Raw genomic sequence first — 17,899 nt, 5'->3', positions numbered from 1 at the left:
CGGATTGGTCCTCCTCAGCGTTGCGAAAGCTTGAAAATGAGCCACATTTCCTGCGCTTCCGCGCCTTGACGATGACCAATCCGCCTCAAACCATTTCATCCTTATTTATGGGGCCACACCCTAGGGAGTGCTGAGTTAAGATGCTGAGCGGCAAACAGATCGTCCTGATCATCAGCGGCGGCATCGCCGCCTACAAATCCCTCGACCTCATCCGCAGGCTGAAGGAGCGCGGTGCCCGGGTGATCCCGGTGATGACAAAGGGCGCGCAGGAATTCATCACGCCGCTGGCCGCCGGCGCTCTGTCGGCGGAAACCGTCTACACCGACCTGTTTGACCGGCAGGCGGAACACGATGTCGGCCATATCCGCCTGGCCCGCGACCACGACCTGATCCTGATCGCCCCTGCCACCGCTGATCTGATGGCCAAGATGGCTCACGGTATTGCCGACGACCTGGCGACGGCGGTGCTGCTGGCAACCGACAAGCCTGTGCTGATTGCCCCTGCCATGAACCCGAAGATGTGGCAGCACGAGGCGACAAAGCGCAACCGGGCCGTTCTCAAGACGCGCGGCATTGCCTTTTGCGGCCCGGCCGCCGGCGAGATGGCGGAAAAGGGCGAATCCGGAACAGGCCGGATGAGCGAACCGCTGGAGATCGTTGCCGCCGCCGAGGCTTTGCTGCGGGAAGAGGCGATCAAGACGGGCAGCCTGCCGCTCGCCGGAAAGCATGTTCTGATCACCTCCGGCCCGACCCATGAGCCGATTGACCCTGTCCGCTATATCGCCAACCGGTCTTCCGGAAAGCAGGGCCATGCGCTGGCACGGGCTGCCTATGAGGCCGGGGCGCGTGTGACGCTGGTGTCTGGCCCGGTGACCCTGCCGGACCCGGCCAATGTCACCGTCGTCCATGTCGAGTCAGCCTCCGCCATGCTGAAGGCGGTGGAAAGCAACCTGCCGGCGGATATCGCTATCATGGCGGCGGCCGTCGCCGACTGGCGCGTTGCAAGCGAGGGCGCCCAGAAGATCAAGAAAGACGGCAGCGGCAAGCCGCCTGCGCTGGAACTGACGGAAAACCCGGACATTCTGGCAACCGTCGGCCATCACGCGGACCTCCGGCCAAAGCTGCTGATCGGCTTTGCCGCCGAAACGCAGAACCTGATCGACAATGCCCGTGGCAAACTGGAACGCAAGAAGGCGGACTGGATCATAGCGAACGACGTCAGCCCGCAAACCGGGATCATGGGCGGCGACGCCAACACCATCCGCGTTGTCAGCCGCGACGGCGTCGAGGACTGGCCGGAAATGGACAAGAGCGAGGTCGCCCGCCGAATTATCGCGCGTGCAGGCGAGGCGCTCACCCAAAGCTGATCGTGATTGAACCGGTCACGATTGCGGCCCCTGCCTGCGCAGGGGCAGTCGACGGGATTTGTCAGGCAGCGAAGCGGAAGTAGCTCATGCTGATGGAGCCGTATTCGTAGCTTCTATGCAGAAGCTGGGCTTTTGCGTCCATGCCACCGGCGCCAAAGGCGAAGAACAGCGGCAGAAGATGCTCCTCCGTCGGGTGGTTGCGGCGGAAGTTCGGAACGCTCTGGATATCGTCGAAATAGCCGATCGATCCGGACTCCAGCCCGGTCTCCAGCCAGCGGTCGAAATCCACGGCCCAGTCCGGCGTCCTTGAGCCCTGCGGCCCGAGTTCACGCAGGTTATGGGTGGTGCTGCCGGAGCCTGCCAGCAACACGCCCTTGTCCTTGAGCGGCGCGAGCACCTGGCCCAGGGCATAAACGGACGCAGGTGAGCTGTCATGCGGCAGCGACAGGGCGACCACCGGAATGTCGGCATCCGGATAGACAAGCGACAGTGGCACCCAGGCACCGTGATCAAGCCCCCAGTGGCTGTCGAGTTCCACATCGTATCCGGCAGCTTCCAGCAGAAGCGCGGCTTCATCAACATGGTCCTCATCGGCCTTTGCCGGATAGGAGATTTCATAAAGCGGTCGCGGGAAGCCACGGAAGTCGTGATAGGTCCGCAGTGGGCCCGGCGCCGAGAGTTTCAAGCCGTCGGTTTCCCAATGCGCGGAGAGGATCAGGATTGCCTTCGGGCGTGGCTGGCTTGCGGCAAACCCCTTCAAAAACCGGCTGGCAGCGGTGTCTTCCAACGCCAGGGTCGGCGCACCGTGGGCGAAGAAGACGGGCGAAATGCTGTTTGGCGTAGCCGTCATGGGACCACTCCTCGGGAGAATTGTTTCTTCCAGAGAAGATAAGCCATTTGGCTGGAAGGATTAGACCAGAAAGGGGAGAAGGCTCGTTCGACAGAGGTGAACAATTCCCGCTTTCAGCGCCAACTGTTCAGACATGCCGCTTCCCCGCAGGGACCCGGCATGTCTCTTTTCGAACCGGCTTTCGGGCCGGTTATCTGTAACCCAGGTTGATAAGCTGGACGCGGCGGTTGATGGCGGCATCCGGTTTGGACGGATCGCGCAACTGTTCCTCCCCCAGACCGACAGCGAAGAGATATTCGCCCGGAACACGGAAGGTGGTCACCAGCGCCTCACGTACGGCCTGCGCGCGCTTCAGCGAGAGCTCCAGATTGTATTCACGCGCGCCTTTGGCGTCCGTGTGACCGACGATGAAGAAGGTCTGCCCCTGCAGATAAGGCGTGTGCAGGGCATCCGCGATCAGGCCGATGGTCTCGTAGGATGCCGGGCGAATGCGGGCACTGTCGAAATCGAACGTGATCTCCACGTTGAACTGACGCAGGGAGGCAAGCTTATCTGCAAGCGGCAACGTATTGGGAGCGTTTGCGCCCGGATATTTCCGGATGTTTTCCAGCGCGGCCTGCTGCAGTTCATCGGCCGTCAGGTCAACCTTCTGCTGCGCCCCTTGCAGGGAATTGATGATTTCATTGCGACTCAACTTGGTCTGGGCGGCAAGGCCCGACGCGGATACGGCAAGAAAGGCGGCCGATAAACCGGCCAAAAGCAACTTGTTCATGAAAATATCTCCCAGTGCCGAGTTAGCGGTACCCAGCCAGGTCAATGGCCGTGTTGCATTTTTTGCTGACGGAGGGCTGAGCCTTGAGCAGGCAGCGCAGCACGTGACCCGCACCGGCCTTGACGCCCTTGCAATATTGCGCAGCGTCCCGCTGGCACAGTTGAGGCACTTCTGCCTGAGCCGCCAGCCGCGCCTGGATGAGCGCAGTCACGGTCAGACGGTCCGCGTTGCATTGTTCCGAGAGCTTGGACTGGTTCTTTTCAAGACACTTGCTAATGCCGTTGTTGGCAAGCGTCGCGGACTTGCAATAGGTATCGATGTCCTTGCCACAGCTTGCGGCCAGGATCTTGATCGCGTCGGCGTAGCCGACCGTCTGTGCGAAGGCTGCCGGTGCCGCGACCAGCATTAGCCCGGTGGTAAATGCAAAAATCAATCGTCTCATGTTGCCATTCTCCCAATCGCTGGCAAGTTACGATGCGATAGAGTGTTTCAGGTGCGGATTGCGACTGCAAGTAGACATCTGATTTTTATGCGAAGTTTCGCGTCCGCCCGCGAGCCTTGACAGGCACCGGCGAATATCGTCACTCGCCAGCAACACTCACTGCCGGACACTTTCTATGCCTGTAACACTGGAACTGAAGCGACTGGAGCACGGTCGCGATCTGCCACTGCCCGCCTATCAGTCGGTTCTGGCCGCCGGACTTGACCTTCTGGCTGCCGTCGACGGCAAGATGACCCTCGCCCCCGGTGCGCGCGCCCTGGTGCCGACCGGTCTCGCCATGGCCCTGCCTGCAGGCTATGAGGCCCAGGTCCGCCCCCGATCCGGCCTTGCCGCTAAACACGGTGTTACCGTTCTGAACACCCCCGGCACAATCGATGCGGACTACCGCGGCGAGGTTAAGGTGATCCTGATCAATCTCGGCGAGGACCCGTTCGAGATTTCACGCGGAGACCGAATCGCCCAGATGGTGATTGCACCCGTGCTGCAGGCGGACATCGTTGAAGTTGAGGTTCTCTCGGAAACCGAACGTGGCACCGGCGGCTTCGGCTCGACGGGCCGCTCCTGATGCCCAGCCTCGTCATATTCGATTGCGACGGCGTGCTTGTCGACACGGAACGCATGGCAAATGCCAATATGGCCGCCATCATCACCGAGCTTGGTATTCCGATGACCGGGCCGGACTGCCAGCGCCGGTTCATGGGCCGGACACTTGAGGATGTCCAGTCCATGATCGAGGAATTGACCGGCAAGGTGCTGCCCGCCAACTGGCCGGATCAGGTGCGGCTTCGCGACCTGGAAAAGTTCAAGGCCGGCGTTCCGGCGATCGAAGGCGTTGCCGGTGTGCTGGACGACCTTGACCGGCACGGCGTTGCCTATTGCGTCGGCTCGTCCGGCAAATACGAAAAGATGCGCACGACACTCGGCAGTTCCGGCCTTCTGCCCCGGCTGGAAGACCGGCTGTTTTCCGCGCAGGACTGCGAACGCGGCAAGCCTGCGCCAGATGTGTTTCTGCTGGCGGCGCGCACCATGGGCCACGCCCCGGAAACCTGCGTCGTGATCGAAGACAGCCTGCCCGGCGTTCTTGCTGCCCGGGCCGCCGGCATGTGCGTGTTCGCCTTTGTCGAAGATCCGGCCTGTGACCGCAAGGCGATGCAGGATGCCGGGGCTATCCTGTTCGAAGCGATGGCGGATCTGCCGGACATGCTCTTTTCCAAGAGCTGAAGCTTTTCTGGAAAAAGGTTCTACCGGCAGGTTCGCAAAGGCGCTTTAGGACCCTTATAACTTGTTGGAACCCGTACTATCTTATCGCAAGAATAGTTGAACGATGCCGGCGGAAGAAGATCCGGCCAACCTGGGAGACCTGCCATGACGATCAAGACCAGCGGTCGCGGAAAAATCTATTCCTCCATCACCGAGACCATCGGCGATACACCGATCGTCCGGCTGGACCGGCTGGCGAAGGCGCACGGGGTCAAGGGCAATCTCCTGGCGAAACTCGAATTCTTCAATCCGATTTCCAGCGTCAAGGACCGGATCGGCGTTGCCATGATCGAGGCGATGGAGCAGGCAGGCCAGATCGTGCCGGGCAAGACCACGCTCGTTGAGCCGACCTCCGGCAACACCGGCATTGCGCTGGCGTTTGTCGCCGCCGCCAAGGGCTACCGGCTTATTCTGGTCATGCCGGAAACCATGTCCGTGGAACGCCGCAAGATGTTCAAGATCCTGGGTGCGGAGCTGGAACTGACCGAAGGGCCGAAGGGCATGAAGGGCGCTATCGCCCGCGCCGAGGAACTGATCGGCGAAATCGACGGCGCGGTGATGCCGCAGCAGTTTGAAAACGCGGCCAACCCGGAAGTCCACCGCAACACCACAGCGGCAGAAATCTGGAACGACACCGATGGCGCCGTGGACGTGTTCGTCTCCGGCATCGGCACCGGCGGCACCATCACAGGTGTTTCCCAGGTGCTTAAAGAGCGCAAGCCGAGCCTGCGTGTCGTTGCCGTGGAACCGGCCGACAGCCCGATCCTGTCTGGTGGAGAGCCCGGCCCGCACAAGATCCAGGGTATCGGCGCCGGCTTCGTGCCGAGCGTGCTCGACACCTCCGTTTACGATGAAATCCAGACGGTCGCCAATGAGGACGCCTTCGCCATGGCCCGTGAAGTGGCCAAGACGGAAGGTGTGCCGGTGGGCATTTCCTCCGGTGCCGCACTCACCGCCGCAATCCGCGTCGGTCAGCGCGAAGGGATGGAAGGCAAGAACATCGTGGTGATCATCCCGTCCTTCGCCGAGCGTTACCTCTCCACGGCGCTGTTCGAGGGCCTCTAAGCCCACGCGACCCTGTCCAGAACGTTACCTCGCCGGCCGGTGCAAACCAGCCGGCGGGGTTTTTTCATGGCTTTCGGTGATGAAGAACCCTGCCGATGGTGTTCATCAGAACCTGTGCGGCGAGGGTGCTTGTCGAGCCTGTGGGGTCGTAATCCGGCGCGACCTCTACCAGATCGATGCCGACGATATTCCCCTGTCTTGCCAGGCCGTCGAGCAATTCCAGCACTTCGTAATAGAGAAATCCGCCGTGGCTTGGGGTCCCTGTGCCCGGTGCGATGGACGGGTCAAACGCATCGATATCAAGTGTCAGGTAATAGCGTTTCCCGGCCGGTATTCGCGCCAGAAGCGCCTCCGTACCGAGCTTGCGGACGTGGCGAACCGACAGAATGTCCGAGCCCATTCGGCGGGCGTCTTCATAACCATCGCGCGAGGTTGAGGACACATTCCGGATGCCGATCTGGGTCAGGCCGGTGACATAGGGCTTTTCCGCAGCGCGGCGCATCGGGTTGCCGTGGCCATAGCGGACGCCATGACGTTCGTCGACGAAATCCAGATGTGCATCGATCTGCACGACGTGGATCGGCTCCTGATCGTCAAAGGCGTTGATGCAGGGAATGTTGACCGAATGATCGCCGCCCAGCACCACGGGCAAGGCACCTGCCGCCAGGATCTTGCGCACGCCGAATTCGATACGTCTGTGGCTTTCGATCGTGTCCGTGTGCACGATGTCGGCATCGCCCAGATCGACGATGCGGGTCGTTTCCGCCGGCAGGTAGGTGATGTCGTCCTCGAAATCGTAGGCGCCCGCGTGGCCGAAGGAAAACAGCGTCGAGGCCTCCCGGATTCCGCGCGGTCCCATGCGCGCGCCCGAGCGCCACTGGGTGCCGAAATCGAACGGCGCGCCCATAATCGCGACATCCGCATCGATGGCATCCCAATCCGGCTGATAGGGATACTTGCCGAAAGTGCAGATGCCGACAAAGGGCAGGTTCAACCGCCCACTTTCATAACCGTGTGAGGACATTCAATGGCTCCTGTTGGGATCGGACCGACTAGAGCATCATTGCGGGAGAGGGGAAAGAGCCAGGCGCCATGTGGTGGGCAGACATCAGCCTCTTTTTCAAGAAACCCTCCTGGCTTATCTCTGAGTCACCCCGGGTGAACGACGTGAGACCCGGGGCGACAGCGGGGGTAGCAACGCCCCCAAGAGAACTGCCTAAACCTGCTTCTCCATGCGGGTTGCGGAGGAAAAGCCGAACAGAAGTTCGAGAAACCCTGTCTTTTCCTCGCCAACCGCCTTGAACCCCGAGCGTTCGTAAAGAGCCTTTGCCCTTGGGTTGGTGTCGATCACGTCCAGTCGAACGCGCGAGAGCGACTGACGGCGTGCTTCTTCGCCAACAGCTTTCAGCAAGGTGCCGCCGATGCCGCGTCCGCGAGCACTTTCAGCAACAAAGATACCATCCATCAACAGGCAGTCCGGCTCGATGTTGCGTTCAAGTACATCCAGCAGGAGACCGCGCCACAAACCGCCGAACACGCCGTAGACCGCCGTCATGTCCGCGAGACTGCCACCGGCAAGCGCTCCATCTGCGGTCTTGTACCCGGCAAGACCCAGCAGCTGACCTTCCCGGTCGACTGCGCTGATGGCAAAGGCCGGATCGAGAATGCGTTCGATCAGCTGGAGCGCCTTTTTCTCCGGTGCCAGCACCTTGCCGAGCTTGCCGGAAAAGGCTTGCCAGAACAGGTGGGCGGCAGCCGGCCTCCGGTCTTCCGGGAACCCCGGAGAAATGAGAATGTCGGCTGACATGACAGGATCAGCGGATGAAGACTGCGGTGCCGGTGGCACTCACCATCAGCATTGAGCCGTTCTGGCCGACGGTTTCATAGTCGAGATCGACACCGATCACCGCATTGGCACCCATTCCCTGAGCCTGTTGGCACATTTCGTCGATGGCAATCTTGCGTGCCTTGCCGAGTTCTTCCTCGTAAGCGCCGGAGCGGCCACCGACAATGTCGCGAATGCCGGCAAAGAAGTCCTTGAAGATGTTCGCGCCGAGGATCGCCTCGCCCGTCACCAGACCCTTGTAGTCCAGATCCTTGCCCTGAATGGTGTTGGTGGTGGTGACCAGCATGCGGTATCTCCCTTTTGAGCCGATGATCGAGACATGGGTTCGCCCGCCTGCATTTGCAACAAACGGCGTCGCTGGAAGAGCTTAGGGTATGGACCCTAGCCGGCAACGAGCCTTGCCATCGCCTTCAGCAACGCCTCGCCTTCTTCTTCCGTACCGACGGAAATGCGCAGCCAGTTGTCGATGCGATCCTTTTTGAAGTGGCGGACCAGAATGCCTTCATCCCGAAGGCCGGTCAGAAGCTCCCGTGCCGCGCTTGTTTCGTGCGACACAAACAGGAAATTGGCCGCCGACGGCAAAACCTTGAAGCCGAGAGAGTGCAGCCCGTCCGCCATCCGCTGCCGTTCGGCGATCACCAGGCGCCGGGTTTCCTCGAACCAGGCCGTGTCCTGCCAGGACGCTTCGGCACCGGCAAGCGCCAGGCGGTCGAGCGGGTAGGAATTGAAGCTGTCCTTGATCCGCTGCAGACCTTCGATCAGGTGCGGCTGGCCAAGAGCGAAACCGACGCGCAAACCCGCGAGCCCCCGCGATTTGGAAAAGGTCTGAACCACAAGAAGATTGTCAAATTCGGGCACCAGACCGGCGGCACTCTCGGCGCCGAAATCGACGTAGGCTTCGTCGACCAGCACGACCACATCCGGGTTTTGCTCCAGAACGGTCTGCACCGTCGCAAGATCGAGGGCAATCCCGGTCGGCGCGTTCGGATTGGCAAGCACGATGCCGCCGCAGGGCCCGCAGAGGCTGGCCGGATCGATCCGGAAATCGCCGTCGAGCGCTACAGTGCGGTAAGAGATGCCGAAAAGCTCACAGTAGGTCTTGTAGAAACTGTAGGTGATATCGGGAAACAGCAACTTGTCCTTGCCACTGAAAAAGCCGTGAAAGGCGTGGGCGAGGATTTCGTCCGAGCCATTCCCGGCAAATACATGATCCGCGCTCAGGCCGAAGCTGGCGGCGATGGTTGCCCGCAACGCAGAGGCGGTGGGGTCCGGGTAAAGCCTCAGACTGTCTTCTGTCGCCGCGCGGATTGCCCCGAGCGCGATGGGCGACGGACCGAAGGGATGCTCGTTTGTGTTCAGCTTGATAAAACTGCGGTCCTTGGGCTGCTCGCCCGGAGTGTAGGGCTCCAGTTTGCTGACGATGGGGCTCCAGAACCTGCTCATAGACCGTATCCTGATGGAAATTGCTGCGATTTTTCGCACAATAGGCGCCACATCGGTGCGGTGAAAGAGATTTTGACATTCTTCCCGTCCGGTGTTGCCGACGCTTTGGTGCATAGAGTGGCCGGTTCACCTTGAGGGCCGGAACGTTTCAGGCTTTCGTCGGGGCAGGGAGGGCGCTGTTCCAGGGCGCTCCGTGCAAAGGAAATGGTTGGTGCGTACTCAAGAATAAACAAGCCGGGGGAATTTCCCCCGGCTCTTCCATTTGATCAGGTCCTGTCGGCGATGCCGGTCACGACAGATGATGCACCTCTTGCAGGCCGTAGACGGGGGTCGGCAGGTCTTCCATCCGCGCTTTCAACTGCAGCGCCAGATACTGCGAATAGTGGCGAGACTGGTGCAGGTTGCCGCCGTGGAACCAGAGCGCCTCCTGCTGGGTCGGCTTCCACATGTTGCGCTGTTCGCCTTCCCAGGGGCCCGGGTCCTTGGTGGTGTCCGAGCCAAGCCCCCAGACCTTGCCGATTTTGTCGGCCATCTCCTGACCCATCAGATCGGCGACCCAGCCATTCATCGACCCGTAGCCGGTGGCGTAGACAATCAGATCCGCTTCCAGCTTCGTGCCGTCGTCCAGAATGACCCCGTCTTCGACTACCTTGGTCACCTGGCCGCGCTTGAGCTTGATCTCGCCATCGATGATCAACTGGCTGGCTCCGATGTCGATGTAATAGCCGGAGCCCCGGCGCAGATATTTCATGAAGAGCCCGCTTTCATCATCGCCCCAGTCCAGCCAGAACCCGGCTTTCTCAAGCCCTTCATAGAAGTCCGCGTCGCGCTTTTTCATCTCCGCATAAGCGGGGATCTGGAACTCGTGCATGATCCGGTAGGGCAGCGAGGCGAAGATGAGATCCGCCTTTTCCGTCGTCACGCCGGAGCGGACCGCCTCTTCGGAATAAAGCGCGCCGAGGCCAACGTCCATCAGCGTGTTGGAGCGCACGATATGGGTGGAGGAGCGCTGCACCATGGTCACGTCGACGTCGTTTTCCCAAAGCGCCGCGCAGATGTCGTGCGCCGAATTGTTGGAACCGACCACGACTGCCTTCTTGCCGCGATACCTGTCCGGCCCCGGATGCTTTGACGAATGGTGCTGATCCCCCTTGAAGGTGTCCATGCCCGGGAACTTAGGCACGTTCGCCTTGCCCGACATGCCGGTTGCCATGACCAGCTGCTTCGGCTTCAGCACCACTTCCTCGCCGTCGCGGTCCACCACGACGGTCCATTCCTTCTTGGCTTCGTCATAGGTGGCGGATTTGGCGACGGTGCGGGTCCAGTAGTTCAGCTCCATGACCTTTGTGTACATCTCCAGCCAGTCGCCGATCTTGTCCTTGGGGCTGAAGATGGGCCAGTTTTCCGGAAACTTGATGTAGGGCAGGTGGTCGTACCAGACGGGGTCGTGCAGGCAGAGGGACTTGTAGCGGTTGCGCCAGCTGTCGCCCGGCCGCTCGTTCTTTTCAACGATGATGGTCGGCACACCGAGCTGGCGCAGGCGCGCGCCAAGCGCGATGCCGCCCTGACCACCGCCGATGATCAGGCAATAGGGCTGTGTCTTGTAACCGAGCTCCGCAAGTTCACGCTCGCGCTCTTCCTTCCAACTGGTGCGGTGTTTGTTGGCACCGTGCTTGGCCCCCAGCGGCCGGTTGAACCCCCTCGGCTCCTCATGGCCTTTCAACTCCGACATGGTCGTCAGCAGGGTCCAGATCTTGCCACCCTTCAGCCGGATCAGGCCGAAGCAGCGGGCACGTTCCGTCTCGAACTGGATCCAGGCGGTGACGACATCGCCTTCCTTTGTCGGGATCTCGCCTTCGGCGATCCGCCAGTTGCCCGGTCCGGTGGACGCCAGCTGTTTTTCCAGCATGTCGCGGACCTGATCCTTGCCCTCGACGGTCTTGATGTTCCAGGTAAAGGCAATCAGATCGCGCCAGTAGCAGTCGTCCAGAAACATGTCTGTTGTCGCATCGATCTTGCCGTCTTCCAGCGCCTTGCCGAAGGCGTTGAGAAAAGTCTCGGTCTCGTGAACCAATGGTTTGTCGAGCATTTCAGTTCCTCCCTGTTTATGGAGGAAACAATGCAGAGCGCGCCTGCGTTTTGCCATGGAACGCCCAGCAATTAAGCCGTCAACAGCGCAGAAACGCCGTTTCCTGTTGCGCATGCAACAGAACGCAACACGTTGTCATGCACGCGGCCTGGGGCGTGGTCCCAAACCGAGAGTGCGCATTCGCCGGAGCACCGTCGACCGATTGACGCCGAGCCTTCTGGCAGCCTGGGACATGTTCCAGCCGCAGGCATCCAGAAGCGCCTCCAGTTCCTGTTTCGGATCTGTTTCGCTCTGTCTGGACAGTGTCGCCGGCGGCAGGTCCGGCAGGTCGATCACGTCCGTTTCGGCAAGCGCTGTCGCGACATCCAGCAACGTGGCGAGTTCGCGGATGTTGCCCGGCCAGTGACGGCCGCCGAGTTCGGCCCGTGCCGCAGGCGACAGGCGAAGATCCCGAGGTGAGCGCCGCAACAGGCGATCGACCAGCCAGTCGAAATCCTGGCGGTGCCGAAGCGGCGGAATCGCGAGCACCGAACCGGCAAGTCTGAAATAGAGTTCCGGACGCAACGCGCGCACGCTTGTGGACCCGGCCGGGTCCTGACGCGTTGTCGCGACCACGCGAAAGTCGTTGCGGTGTTCCAGCAGGGCGAGCAAGGCGGCTTGACCGGCCATGTCGAGGTCTTCGATGCCCCGCAGAAACAACGTCCCTGCGATGGCCTCAAACAGTGCGCCGACCTTTTCCGGCTTCAGGGCCGAGCAGCAAAGCGCATGGAACGGACGGTCGGCAGGGCCAAGGACGTGAATGGCTCTTGCCAGATATTCCTTGCCCGTTCCGGTTTCGCCGGACAGCAGGATCGGAACCTGTGTTGGTGCGAGCCGGGCAACTTTCGACACCACCTGCGAGAGCGCCGCATCCTGTCCGCAGATGCCGCGCAGCGGAGTAGGCAGAGCACTGGAAGCGGGCGTACGAGCCATCTGGGCCGCTTGCGGCGCGATGGCATGGCCGTAGAGCCCGCCGCCGTCACGCCGGCGCAAAACCCGGTCTTCTGTCGGGCGGCCGCGCATCAGCGACGGCAGATCGTCGACATCGAGATCCAGGTACATGTCGATCCGGCTGCCGATCAGGTCGGCAGATCCCCCGGGAGCCAGACAGCCCAGCGCCCCATGCGTCATTCCCGTTATCCGTCCGCTGTCATCGAGGGCGATGGCAGCTTCCGGATCGACTTCCAGAAATTCCGGAGAGGTCGCGAACCGCAAGACCCATTCCTTGCGCGTGGTCGCCATGAGGTTGGCCATCTCGACCCGGCGGGTGGAGGCCTTCACAAGGTTCATCGCAAGGTTCTGGCTCGATTTCGGGCTTGGTGACCGCAAAAGGGAAATATCCAGAACCGCCGCCAGCTTGCCGCAGGTGTCGTAGATCGGCGCCGCCGTGCAGGAGAGCGGCGTGTGCGACAGCCCGAAGTGATCGCTCTGGTGGATCGTCACGGCTTCGCCTGCCACGATACAGGAGCCAACACCGCAGGTTCCGGCCAGATCCTCCGACCAGTCGGACCCGAGATAAAGCCCGGCCTGCCGAAGATCGTCCTCGAACCGGGGATCGCCGAAGAAGTCGACACACACACCTTTGGCGTCGGCCAGCAGAAGCACGTAATTCTGACCGGCAACTTGCTTGAACAGGGTGCGCAAGCCGGAGCGGGCCGTCGCGATCAACCGTTCGGATTGTTCCTGGTGTTCGCGCAATTGTTGTTCGGTGACGATGTGCGCAGGTTCCGGCCGCGTCGGGTCCATGCCGTAGGTCTGGACACAGCGCCGCCAGCTTTCCGAAACCAGCCCATCCCTGCCGGTCTCGAACCCTTTCAATACGCGGTCTATTTCACTCACATGTTCAAGGTCGCGCATGCCATCCTCCCTTGACATAAGCAACTCACGATAACCTTTCAGGCAGGCTTTGCAAATTTTGACGGCGCAAACTCAGTCTCGAAGGCCAACTTGAAGGGGGATCGGGCTCCGGGCTTCAACCCGGCCAGGTGAGCAGCGTGTCCTCGTTGATGGTGAAATTCGCGTTCGGTCTTTTGGCGTTGGCGGCCACGTTGAGATCGACGATGTTCTGGAAAGTGGAGGTCGCCTCGATTTCCGCCATACCGTAGTCGGTGAAGACCTCCGGCCCGAAGATATTCTTGGCCAGAAGCGGGTTGGTGAGCGCCTGCGAGAAGGCGTCGGACCCGACCATGGCCAAAAGCAGCGGCGGCAGAGGCCGTGCGCGCATCTGGTCCTCGGCCAGAAGCCCGATGGGCAGGTCCACACGGTCAATGCCGCGCACGCCATTCCAGTCCGGATAGAGTGCTTCCAGCTCTCCCGCCAGGCGGGCATCACCGCCAGTCAGCTCCAGGAAACTGTCATAGGGACGCAGTTTCCAGGAGGCCCGATAGGCGTTGAAAGGTGCGAGGCGGAACCTTCTGGCAAACTCCAGCGTGCGCTCTTCCGCGCCCTGAAGGAAGAACGGCGTGTTGTGCAAGGTCAACTTGCCGGCCCGCTGGCGCGCCGCCGCATCAATGACCGTCTCTACACCGTGTTTCTCGATGATCGTGTTGTTGAAGCGGAAATTCTCGTTTTCCAGCACCTCGCCCTGGAACAGGAACCGGTCCGGCACCATGGGATGCCAGCGATAGAGCAGGTCGAATTCCAGTGCGATCCGGTTGGTGCGGTACCACAGGCGCCTGTCCGCATCGCCCGGCTCCACGAAGATCTTGAACGGCGAATTGGCGAGGTGATTGATGTAGTCCTCGATGATGACCTTGAGCAGCTTGACGATGTTGATGTTGCGCGCGGTTTCAAACACCCGGTCCGGACCGTAGTGCGGGTTCCGTTTTCCGATTTCACGCGCCAGGCGATTGTGTTCCCGCAGGAAGATCGTGTTGAGCGCGCTGTAGACGATGGTGGAATTGGCCCGCTCCAGACCGGCGGCATAGTGGCATTTCCAACGTTCCGGCACGACGGCCCAATAACCGATGCCGGCCAGGAGCTCCCGGAGTTTTTTCGCCGTTCCCCAGTCGGGATCTGGTCCGAGAAAGGTTGTCGCCCACATGGGCATGTAGTGAATGCCGGCAAACTCGCTTTTCACTTCCAGATCCGGACCGGCAAGCAGTGGTGGCAGCTCGCCGACCGACGTCTGCCGCGATTTCAGAAAGGCGCCGTCGCGCAGGAAAAAGGTTGTCTCTTCGCCCAGGCCATAGATCTGGCAGAGATCGATTTCGTGGTTCGAGGTGTTCATCCGCTTGTTCAGCGGATGGGTGCGCAGGAAGCTGTCGGTGAACCACTGGGCGAAGAAGCAGAACAACGCGCTGGTGTCGCTCTCGACAATCGTGGTGCGCTTGTAAAGCTCCGCCACCCTCGGCACATCCGGCAGGGCATCGACGAACGCCTGATCGACAGGCGGCAGATGTCGGCCGGTGTAGCGCCGGTCGACCAGACCCGGCCAGCTTGCGAACGTGCTGGTGGTCTTTTCCGGATCCCTTTGGCCCGGAACACTTTCAACATGCGTCTCGCGGTCGTATGGCGTCCAGAGTGAAAGCGGCAACGGGCGGCCGGGAGGGGCGCTCGATATGCCGTTGATCACGAGCCGGTTGATGGCGCGGCTGAGCGGACCGCAGCGCTTGACCAGCCTGACGAGCGCCGGAGAGGCCTCAGCCAGTTTCAGCGCCTGTTCTCCGATGAAAGCCAGTATACGCTTGTGGAGCGGCGGATCCCGCAGGACATCGCGTTCGGAGCGGGCTCCAAGCTGATCCAGGAAGGGCACGAACACCAGTGCGTAGACGATATGCGGCCAGACGTGGTGATGCCAGACATCCTGCAACACGACGATAAAAATGAAGGCAACGACCACATTGCCGCCGATGAAGATCCAGTAACCAATGCGCAGCCGCTGGTACATCAGCCAGTTTGCATAGGCACCGGCCCCGAGCGCCAGCCCCAGCACCATGTGGACGGGATCGAAATCGTAGCGGAAGAATTCCTCGAAGCCGCGATAGGCCATGATCGTGCCGACGAGCAGGCAGATGATATCGAGAAACGTTCCCTTGAAGGATGCACTAAGCTTCATGACCGCCCCGGATATTGCTTGGATTTGAGATATTCGATCAGCGCGGATGTCTCGCCGTCCGGCAGACCGGTGCCGTAGAGATGCCCGCCGTTGCCATTGCCGGTCAGCCGCGTGTCGAACAGGAAGCCGTCGTCGCAGGCAAAGCCTACGTTCACCGGATCGAAATCCGTGCAGCCGCGATAGAAGGTTTCCGGGCGGTCTTCGGGCGGTGACAGCAGCGCCCGAAGTGTCGGCACGGAGCCGTTGTGCAGATAGGGTCCGCGCGCCCAGATGCCGTCCAGCGGCGTGTTGGCATAGCCGTCCGTTGCCCGGTAATGCGAAAACTGCCAAGTGTAGCCTTTTCCGACTTCGCCAAACCGGCTGACGAAATCTTCGTCGAAGAGATCGGCCCGTGCCGGATCTGTCTGGAGGTCCGAAAGCGGCGTCACCTGCCCGAAGGTCTCGCCTTCGGGGTCATGACACGTGCCGCAGCCTTCCCGCCGGTAGATTTCGGCGCCTTCAGCCGCCATGTCGGCATCGACAGGCAAAGGATAGGCTGGGGGCGGCAGGTCGCGCAGCCATTCCGCCTGAGCGTCGATCAGGCCGCGTTGCAGCAGCCATTCCTTGGCGCCACCGGCAAGGGCCGCGGAATAGTTGCGTTCGATCAGCGAATTGTTGTTGCCGTCCCAATGGAACCAGCCGCCTTCGCGGATGCCCTGGTTCCAGACCGAGGGGAAATCGACCGTCCCGACCGCGTCGTCCTTTTCCGGCCCGTAGCCCCAGCGCGCGCGCCAGCTGTTGCCCGCATCCGTGCGCCCTGGGCCGTGCTGTGGCTTGACCTTCATCCAGTTGAAAGCCGTTGCCAGACCGTCGGACTGATCCTTGATGCCGGGCACCAGAATGGTGCGCACAAGCAACCGGTCAATTGGCCCCAGCGGCCGCCCGGCCTGTGCAGCGCTTTCGATCACCGCGTCGGCGGTCAACTTGTCGCTGGCGGCGACATAGCCCAGGAAGAGGATGTAGGACTGGATATCGAGTTTTTCGGCAGGCGCGCCCAGCACAAGCAGGGTGTTGCCGCCCGCGGTGACTTCCGCGCTGTGGCAGGTCGCGCAATTGAAGCCGACCCTCGGCACGCCAACCCGCCGGATGCTGAAACCGACCGGCAGTTTCTGTCCCGGCTCTTCGATGAAACCGAAAGTGCGCCAGCCCTGTGGCAGCTCGTCCTTGAAGATCGTCGGCAGTTCGCGCCAGACCATATAGGGAAAGCCGTCCCATTCAGCGCCGATGGAGCCGTATTTGAACTCGGCAACCGGATTAGCGAAGGTTTGCGGCGGGCCAGGCTTGATCGTCAGGCGTTTGCCTTCCAGCAGAAGACAGGTCGCCAGCAGCAGTCCGGCAACAATCGCCAGCCACAGCGGCATGCCGCCTTTTGCCGGCGATGCCGAAGGCTGATGGATCTGGTAGCTTTCCGGAATACCGGCGGAGATGGGCGGAACGACGCCATTGATCTCGTGCCGCTTGCGCGCGGCACTCTCGTAGGTTCGACGTCTTGCGAGATTGATGGCGCCCACGGGCTCATGGGCCGGCAGGCTGTTCCAGGGGGAAAAGGCAATGTTTTCGGCCAGCGGCGCATGCTGATCGACGTCCTGCTGCAGGATCTCCAGCGTTGCCAGGACTTCGTGCCGTGCACCCGGCGCCTTCGACCAGGCAACCGATGGATCATCCACCGGCTGCGCTGCTGGATCTGTCTGCACATCGACGCCGAATTCAAACGTCACCGGGCAGCGGACCAGGGTTTCCCTGAGCGCTTCCGCCAACTGACCGGGACCGGGCCTGGGCTCAGGCGGATCCACCGGTGCAGGCCGGGGCTTTGCCGTATATTTCACCAGCCGGTCGCCCAGCCTGTAGGGCGTGGTGCTGAAGTATCGGCATGAAAGCGGAGACTTTGGCCGGCCGGAAACAAAGTCGCGCATCTTGCCGAAGAGACTGAAGCCGGTGAGCAGCAGCCGCGACAGAGACTTCCACCTTGCAAGACCTCGCCCCAGCACAAAGGTGTTGATGTCGTCATAGTCGCCAAGGTCACCGGTGAAAAAGGTTTCGTGGTCGACAAGAACGAAGTCCTGTACCCGGCCGTCGGGATCTTCAGCAGACAGCCATTCCCTGTCGATGCCCAGCACCTTGACGGCCATGCCGTGGGCGTCGCGCTTGCGGTCATCCAGCTTGCGGCCATTGGAGAACCGGACATAGGCGTCGTAGGTGCCCGGCAACGCAAACAGACCGTGACGCAGGTCCTCGGGCACTTCGCCAACGACGAACCGTGCACGAACACAGCCATGATGTTTGGGATGCTGCGCGCGGCGCGCCTGACCGGGAACAGTGGAAATGGACTCCACGTTTGCTCGCGCAATGCTTTCGATCAGCTCCGCGTCGCTACCGTAATCCGTTCTGCCCGGCCGTGCCGGTTCACTGTCGGCCATTCAGCGCGCCCTCTCGCGTTTTGGGATCGCACGCGATGGCCCGGATGTTCAACAAACGGGCGCATGCGATTACCTAACGGAAGGCTAGCTCTTATTGACAAGGAAAGATAGGTTGCCGGCTGCTGCCGGTGACGATCGTGTGACGCCATGCTT

General features: G+C 61.4%; 15 protein-coding genes. 4 read left to right on the top strand and 11 right to left on the bottom strand.

Features of this window, described 5'->3' with window-relative positions:
• Positions 1–140: 140 nt before the first annotated feature.
• Positions 141–1,367 carry a bifunctional phosphopantothenoylcysteine decarboxylase/phosphopantothenate--cysteine ligase CoaBC gene (gene coaBC / locus AC2A6O_RS11115; protein WP_498926981.1) on the top strand — a complete coding sequence of 409 codons (1,227 nt, stop codon included), beginning with the start codon at positions 141–143 and terminating at the stop codon, positions 1,365–1,367.
• 61 nt (positions 1,368–1,428) lie between these two features.
• Here the strand turns inward: coaBC and AC2A6O_RS11110 are convergent, their stop codons facing one another.
• The 3 genes from AC2A6O_RS11110 to AC2A6O_RS11100 form a co-directional block, all read right to left on the bottom strand.
• Complete coding sequence (locus tag AC2A6O_RS11110; protein ID WP_498926979.1) at positions 1,429–2,217, bottom strand: DODA-type extradiol aromatic ring-opening family dioxygenase; 789 nt, start codon at positions 2,215–2,217, stop codon at positions 1,429–1,431.
• Positions 2,218–2,407: 190 nt separating this feature from the next.
• Positions 2,408–2,989, bottom strand: a complete 582-nt coding sequence (locus AC2A6O_RS11105; RefSeq protein ID WP_148583243.1) for an OmpA family protein — start codon at positions 2,987–2,989, stop codon at positions 2,408–2,410.
• A 22-nt stretch (positions 2,990–3,011) separates the two neighbouring features.
• Positions 3,012–3,431, bottom strand: a complete 420-nt coding sequence (locus AC2A6O_RS11100; RefSeq protein ID WP_498926977.1) for a hypothetical protein — start codon at positions 3,429–3,431, stop codon at positions 3,012–3,014.
• A gap of 175 nt (positions 3,432–3,606) precedes the next feature.
• Between AC2A6O_RS11100 and dut the strand changes: the two genes are divergently transcribed.
• The 3 genes from dut (at position 3,607) to cysK (ending at position 5,816) form a co-directional block, all read left to right on the top strand.
• Positions 3,607–4,056: a dUTP diphosphatase gene (gene dut, locus AC2A6O_RS11095; RefSeq protein ID WP_498926975.1), complete on the top strand. Its 450-nt coding sequence runs from the start codon at positions 3,607–3,609 to the stop codon at positions 4,054–4,056.
• A complete protein-coding gene (locus tag AC2A6O_RS11090) occupies positions 4,056–4,712 on the top strand; it encodes an HAD family hydrolase (RefSeq protein WP_498926973.1) in 657 nt (218 codons plus the stop codon). The genes dut and AC2A6O_RS11090 overlap by 1 nt, the downstream gene beginning before the upstream one ends.
• A 144-nt stretch (positions 4,713–4,856) precedes the next feature.
• On the top strand, positions 4,857–5,816 hold the full coding sequence (cysK, locus tag AC2A6O_RS11085) for a cysteine synthase A (RefSeq protein WP_148583246.1): 960 nt from the start codon (positions 4,857–4,859) through the stop codon (positions 5,814–5,816).
• A 64-nt stretch (positions 5,817–5,880) separates the two neighbouring features.
• Here the strand turns inward: cysK and speB are convergent, their stop codons facing one another.
• The 8 genes from speB to AC2A6O_RS11045 form a co-directional block, all read right to left on the bottom strand.
• Entirely contained in the window at positions 5,881–6,840 is a 960-nt protein-coding gene (gene speB, locus AC2A6O_RS11080; protein ID WP_498926971.1) for an agmatinase, read from the bottom strand.
• 192 nt (positions 6,841–7,032) lie between these two features.
• Positions 7,033–7,623: a GNAT family N-acetyltransferase gene (locus tag AC2A6O_RS11075; protein ID WP_498926969.1), complete on the bottom strand. Its 591-nt coding sequence runs from the start codon at positions 7,621–7,623 to the stop codon at positions 7,033–7,035.
• Between the two features lie 7 nt (positions 7,624–7,630).
• The gene (locus tag AC2A6O_RS11070) at positions 7,631–7,948 is read right to left on the bottom strand and encodes a heavy metal-binding domain-containing protein (RefSeq protein ID WP_148583249.1); all 318 of its coding nucleotides are present in this window, start codon (positions 7,946–7,948) and stop codon (positions 7,631–7,633) included.
• A gap of 95 nt (positions 7,949–8,043) precedes the next feature.
• Positions 8,044–9,105, bottom strand: a complete 1,062-nt coding sequence (hisC, locus tag AC2A6O_RS11065; RefSeq protein ID WP_498926967.1) for a histidinol-phosphate transaminase — start codon at positions 9,103–9,105, stop codon at positions 8,044–8,046.
• Between the two features lie 289 nt (positions 9,106–9,394).
• Positions 9,395–11,194 (bottom strand): NAD(P)/FAD-dependent oxidoreductase, encoded by a 1,800-nt coding sequence (locus AC2A6O_RS11060; protein ID WP_498926965.1) that lies wholly within the window; start codon positions 11,192–11,194, stop codon positions 9,395–9,397.
• 135 nt (positions 11,195–11,329) lie between these two features.
• Positions 11,330–13,090 carry a sigma-54-dependent Fis family transcriptional regulator gene (locus AC2A6O_RS11055; RefSeq protein ID WP_498926964.1) on the bottom strand — a complete coding sequence of 587 codons (1,761 nt, stop codon included), beginning with the start codon at positions 13,088–13,090 and terminating at the stop codon, positions 11,330–11,332.
• Positions 13,091–13,205: 115 nt separating this feature from the next.
• Positions 13,206–15,290, bottom strand: coding sequence for a peroxidase family protein (locus tag AC2A6O_RS11050; protein WP_498926962.1), 2,085 nt, complete (start codon positions 15,288–15,290; stop codon positions 13,206–13,208).
• On the bottom strand, positions 15,287–17,746 hold the full coding sequence (locus AC2A6O_RS11045; protein ID WP_498926960.1) for a c-type cytochrome: 2,460 nt from the start codon (positions 17,744–17,746) through the stop codon (positions 15,287–15,289). Before AC2A6O_RS11045 ends, AC2A6O_RS11050 begins: the two co-directional genes overlap by 4 nt.
• Between the last annotated feature and the right edge of the window lie 153 nt (positions 17,747–17,899).

It is taken from the genome of Labrenzia sp. ATLA3, from assembly GCF_057180185.1.
This window is presented reverse-complemented; position numbering and strand designations above follow the sequence as displayed.

What these genes read in the sequence shown, in the direction of transcription:
- AC2A6O_RS11075 (WP_498926969.1), bottom strand. Translation starts at nt 7,623, where the DNA reads ATGTCAGCCGACATTCTCATTTCTCCGGGGTTCCCGGAAGACCGGAGG.
- cysK (WP_148583246.1), top strand. Translation starts at nt 4,857, where the DNA reads ATGACGATCAAGACCAGCGGTCGCGGAAAAATCTATTCCTCCATCACC.
- hisC (WP_498926967.1), bottom strand. Translation starts at nt 9,105, where the DNA reads ATGAGCAGGTTCTGGAGCCCCATCGTCAGCAAACTGGAGCCCTACACT.
- AC2A6O_RS11070 (WP_148583249.1), bottom strand. Translation starts at nt 7,948, where the DNA reads ATGCTGGTCACCACCACCAACACCATTCAGGGCAAGGATCTGGACTAC.
- AC2A6O_RS11105 (WP_148583243.1), bottom strand. Translation starts at nt 2,989, where the DNA reads ATGAACAAGTTGCTTTTGGCCGGTTTATCGGCCGCCTTTCTTGCCGTA.
- AC2A6O_RS11045 (WP_498926960.1), bottom strand. Translation starts at nt 17,746, where the DNA reads ATGGCCGACAGTGAACCGGCACGGCCGGGCAGAACGGATTACGGTAGC.
- dut (WP_498926975.1), top strand. Translation starts at nt 3,607, where the DNA reads ATGCCTGTAACACTGGAACTGAAGCGACTGGAGCACGGTCGCGATCTG.
- speB (WP_498926971.1), bottom strand. Translation starts at nt 6,840, where the DNA reads ATGTCCTCACACGGTTATGAAAGTGGGCGGTTGAACCTGCCCTTTGTC.
- AC2A6O_RS11060 (WP_498926965.1), bottom strand. Translation starts at nt 11,194, where the DNA reads ATGCTCGACAAACCATTGGTTCACGAGACCGAGACTTTTCTCAACGCC.
- coaBC (WP_498926981.1), top strand. Translation starts at nt 141, where the DNA reads ATGCTGAGCGGCAAACAGATCGTCCTGATCATCAGCGGCGGCATCGCC.
- AC2A6O_RS11100 (WP_498926977.1), bottom strand. Translation starts at nt 3,431, where the DNA reads ATGAGACGATTGATTTTTGCATTTACCACCGGGCTAATGCTGGTCGCG.
- AC2A6O_RS11090 (WP_498926973.1), top strand. Translation starts at nt 4,056, where the DNA reads ATGCCCAGCCTCGTCATATTCGATTGCGACGGCGTGCTTGTCGACACG.
- AC2A6O_RS11110 (WP_498926979.1), bottom strand. Translation starts at nt 2,217, where the DNA reads ATGACGGCTACGCCAAACAGCATTTCGCCCGTCTTCTTCGCCCACGGT.
- AC2A6O_RS11050 (WP_498926962.1), bottom strand. Translation starts at nt 15,290, where the DNA reads ATGAAGCTTAGTGCATCCTTCAAGGGAACGTTTCTCGATATCATCTGC.
- AC2A6O_RS11055 (WP_498926964.1), bottom strand. Translation starts at nt 13,090, where the DNA reads ATGCGCGACCTTGAACATGTGAGTGAAATAGACCGCGTATTGAAAGGG.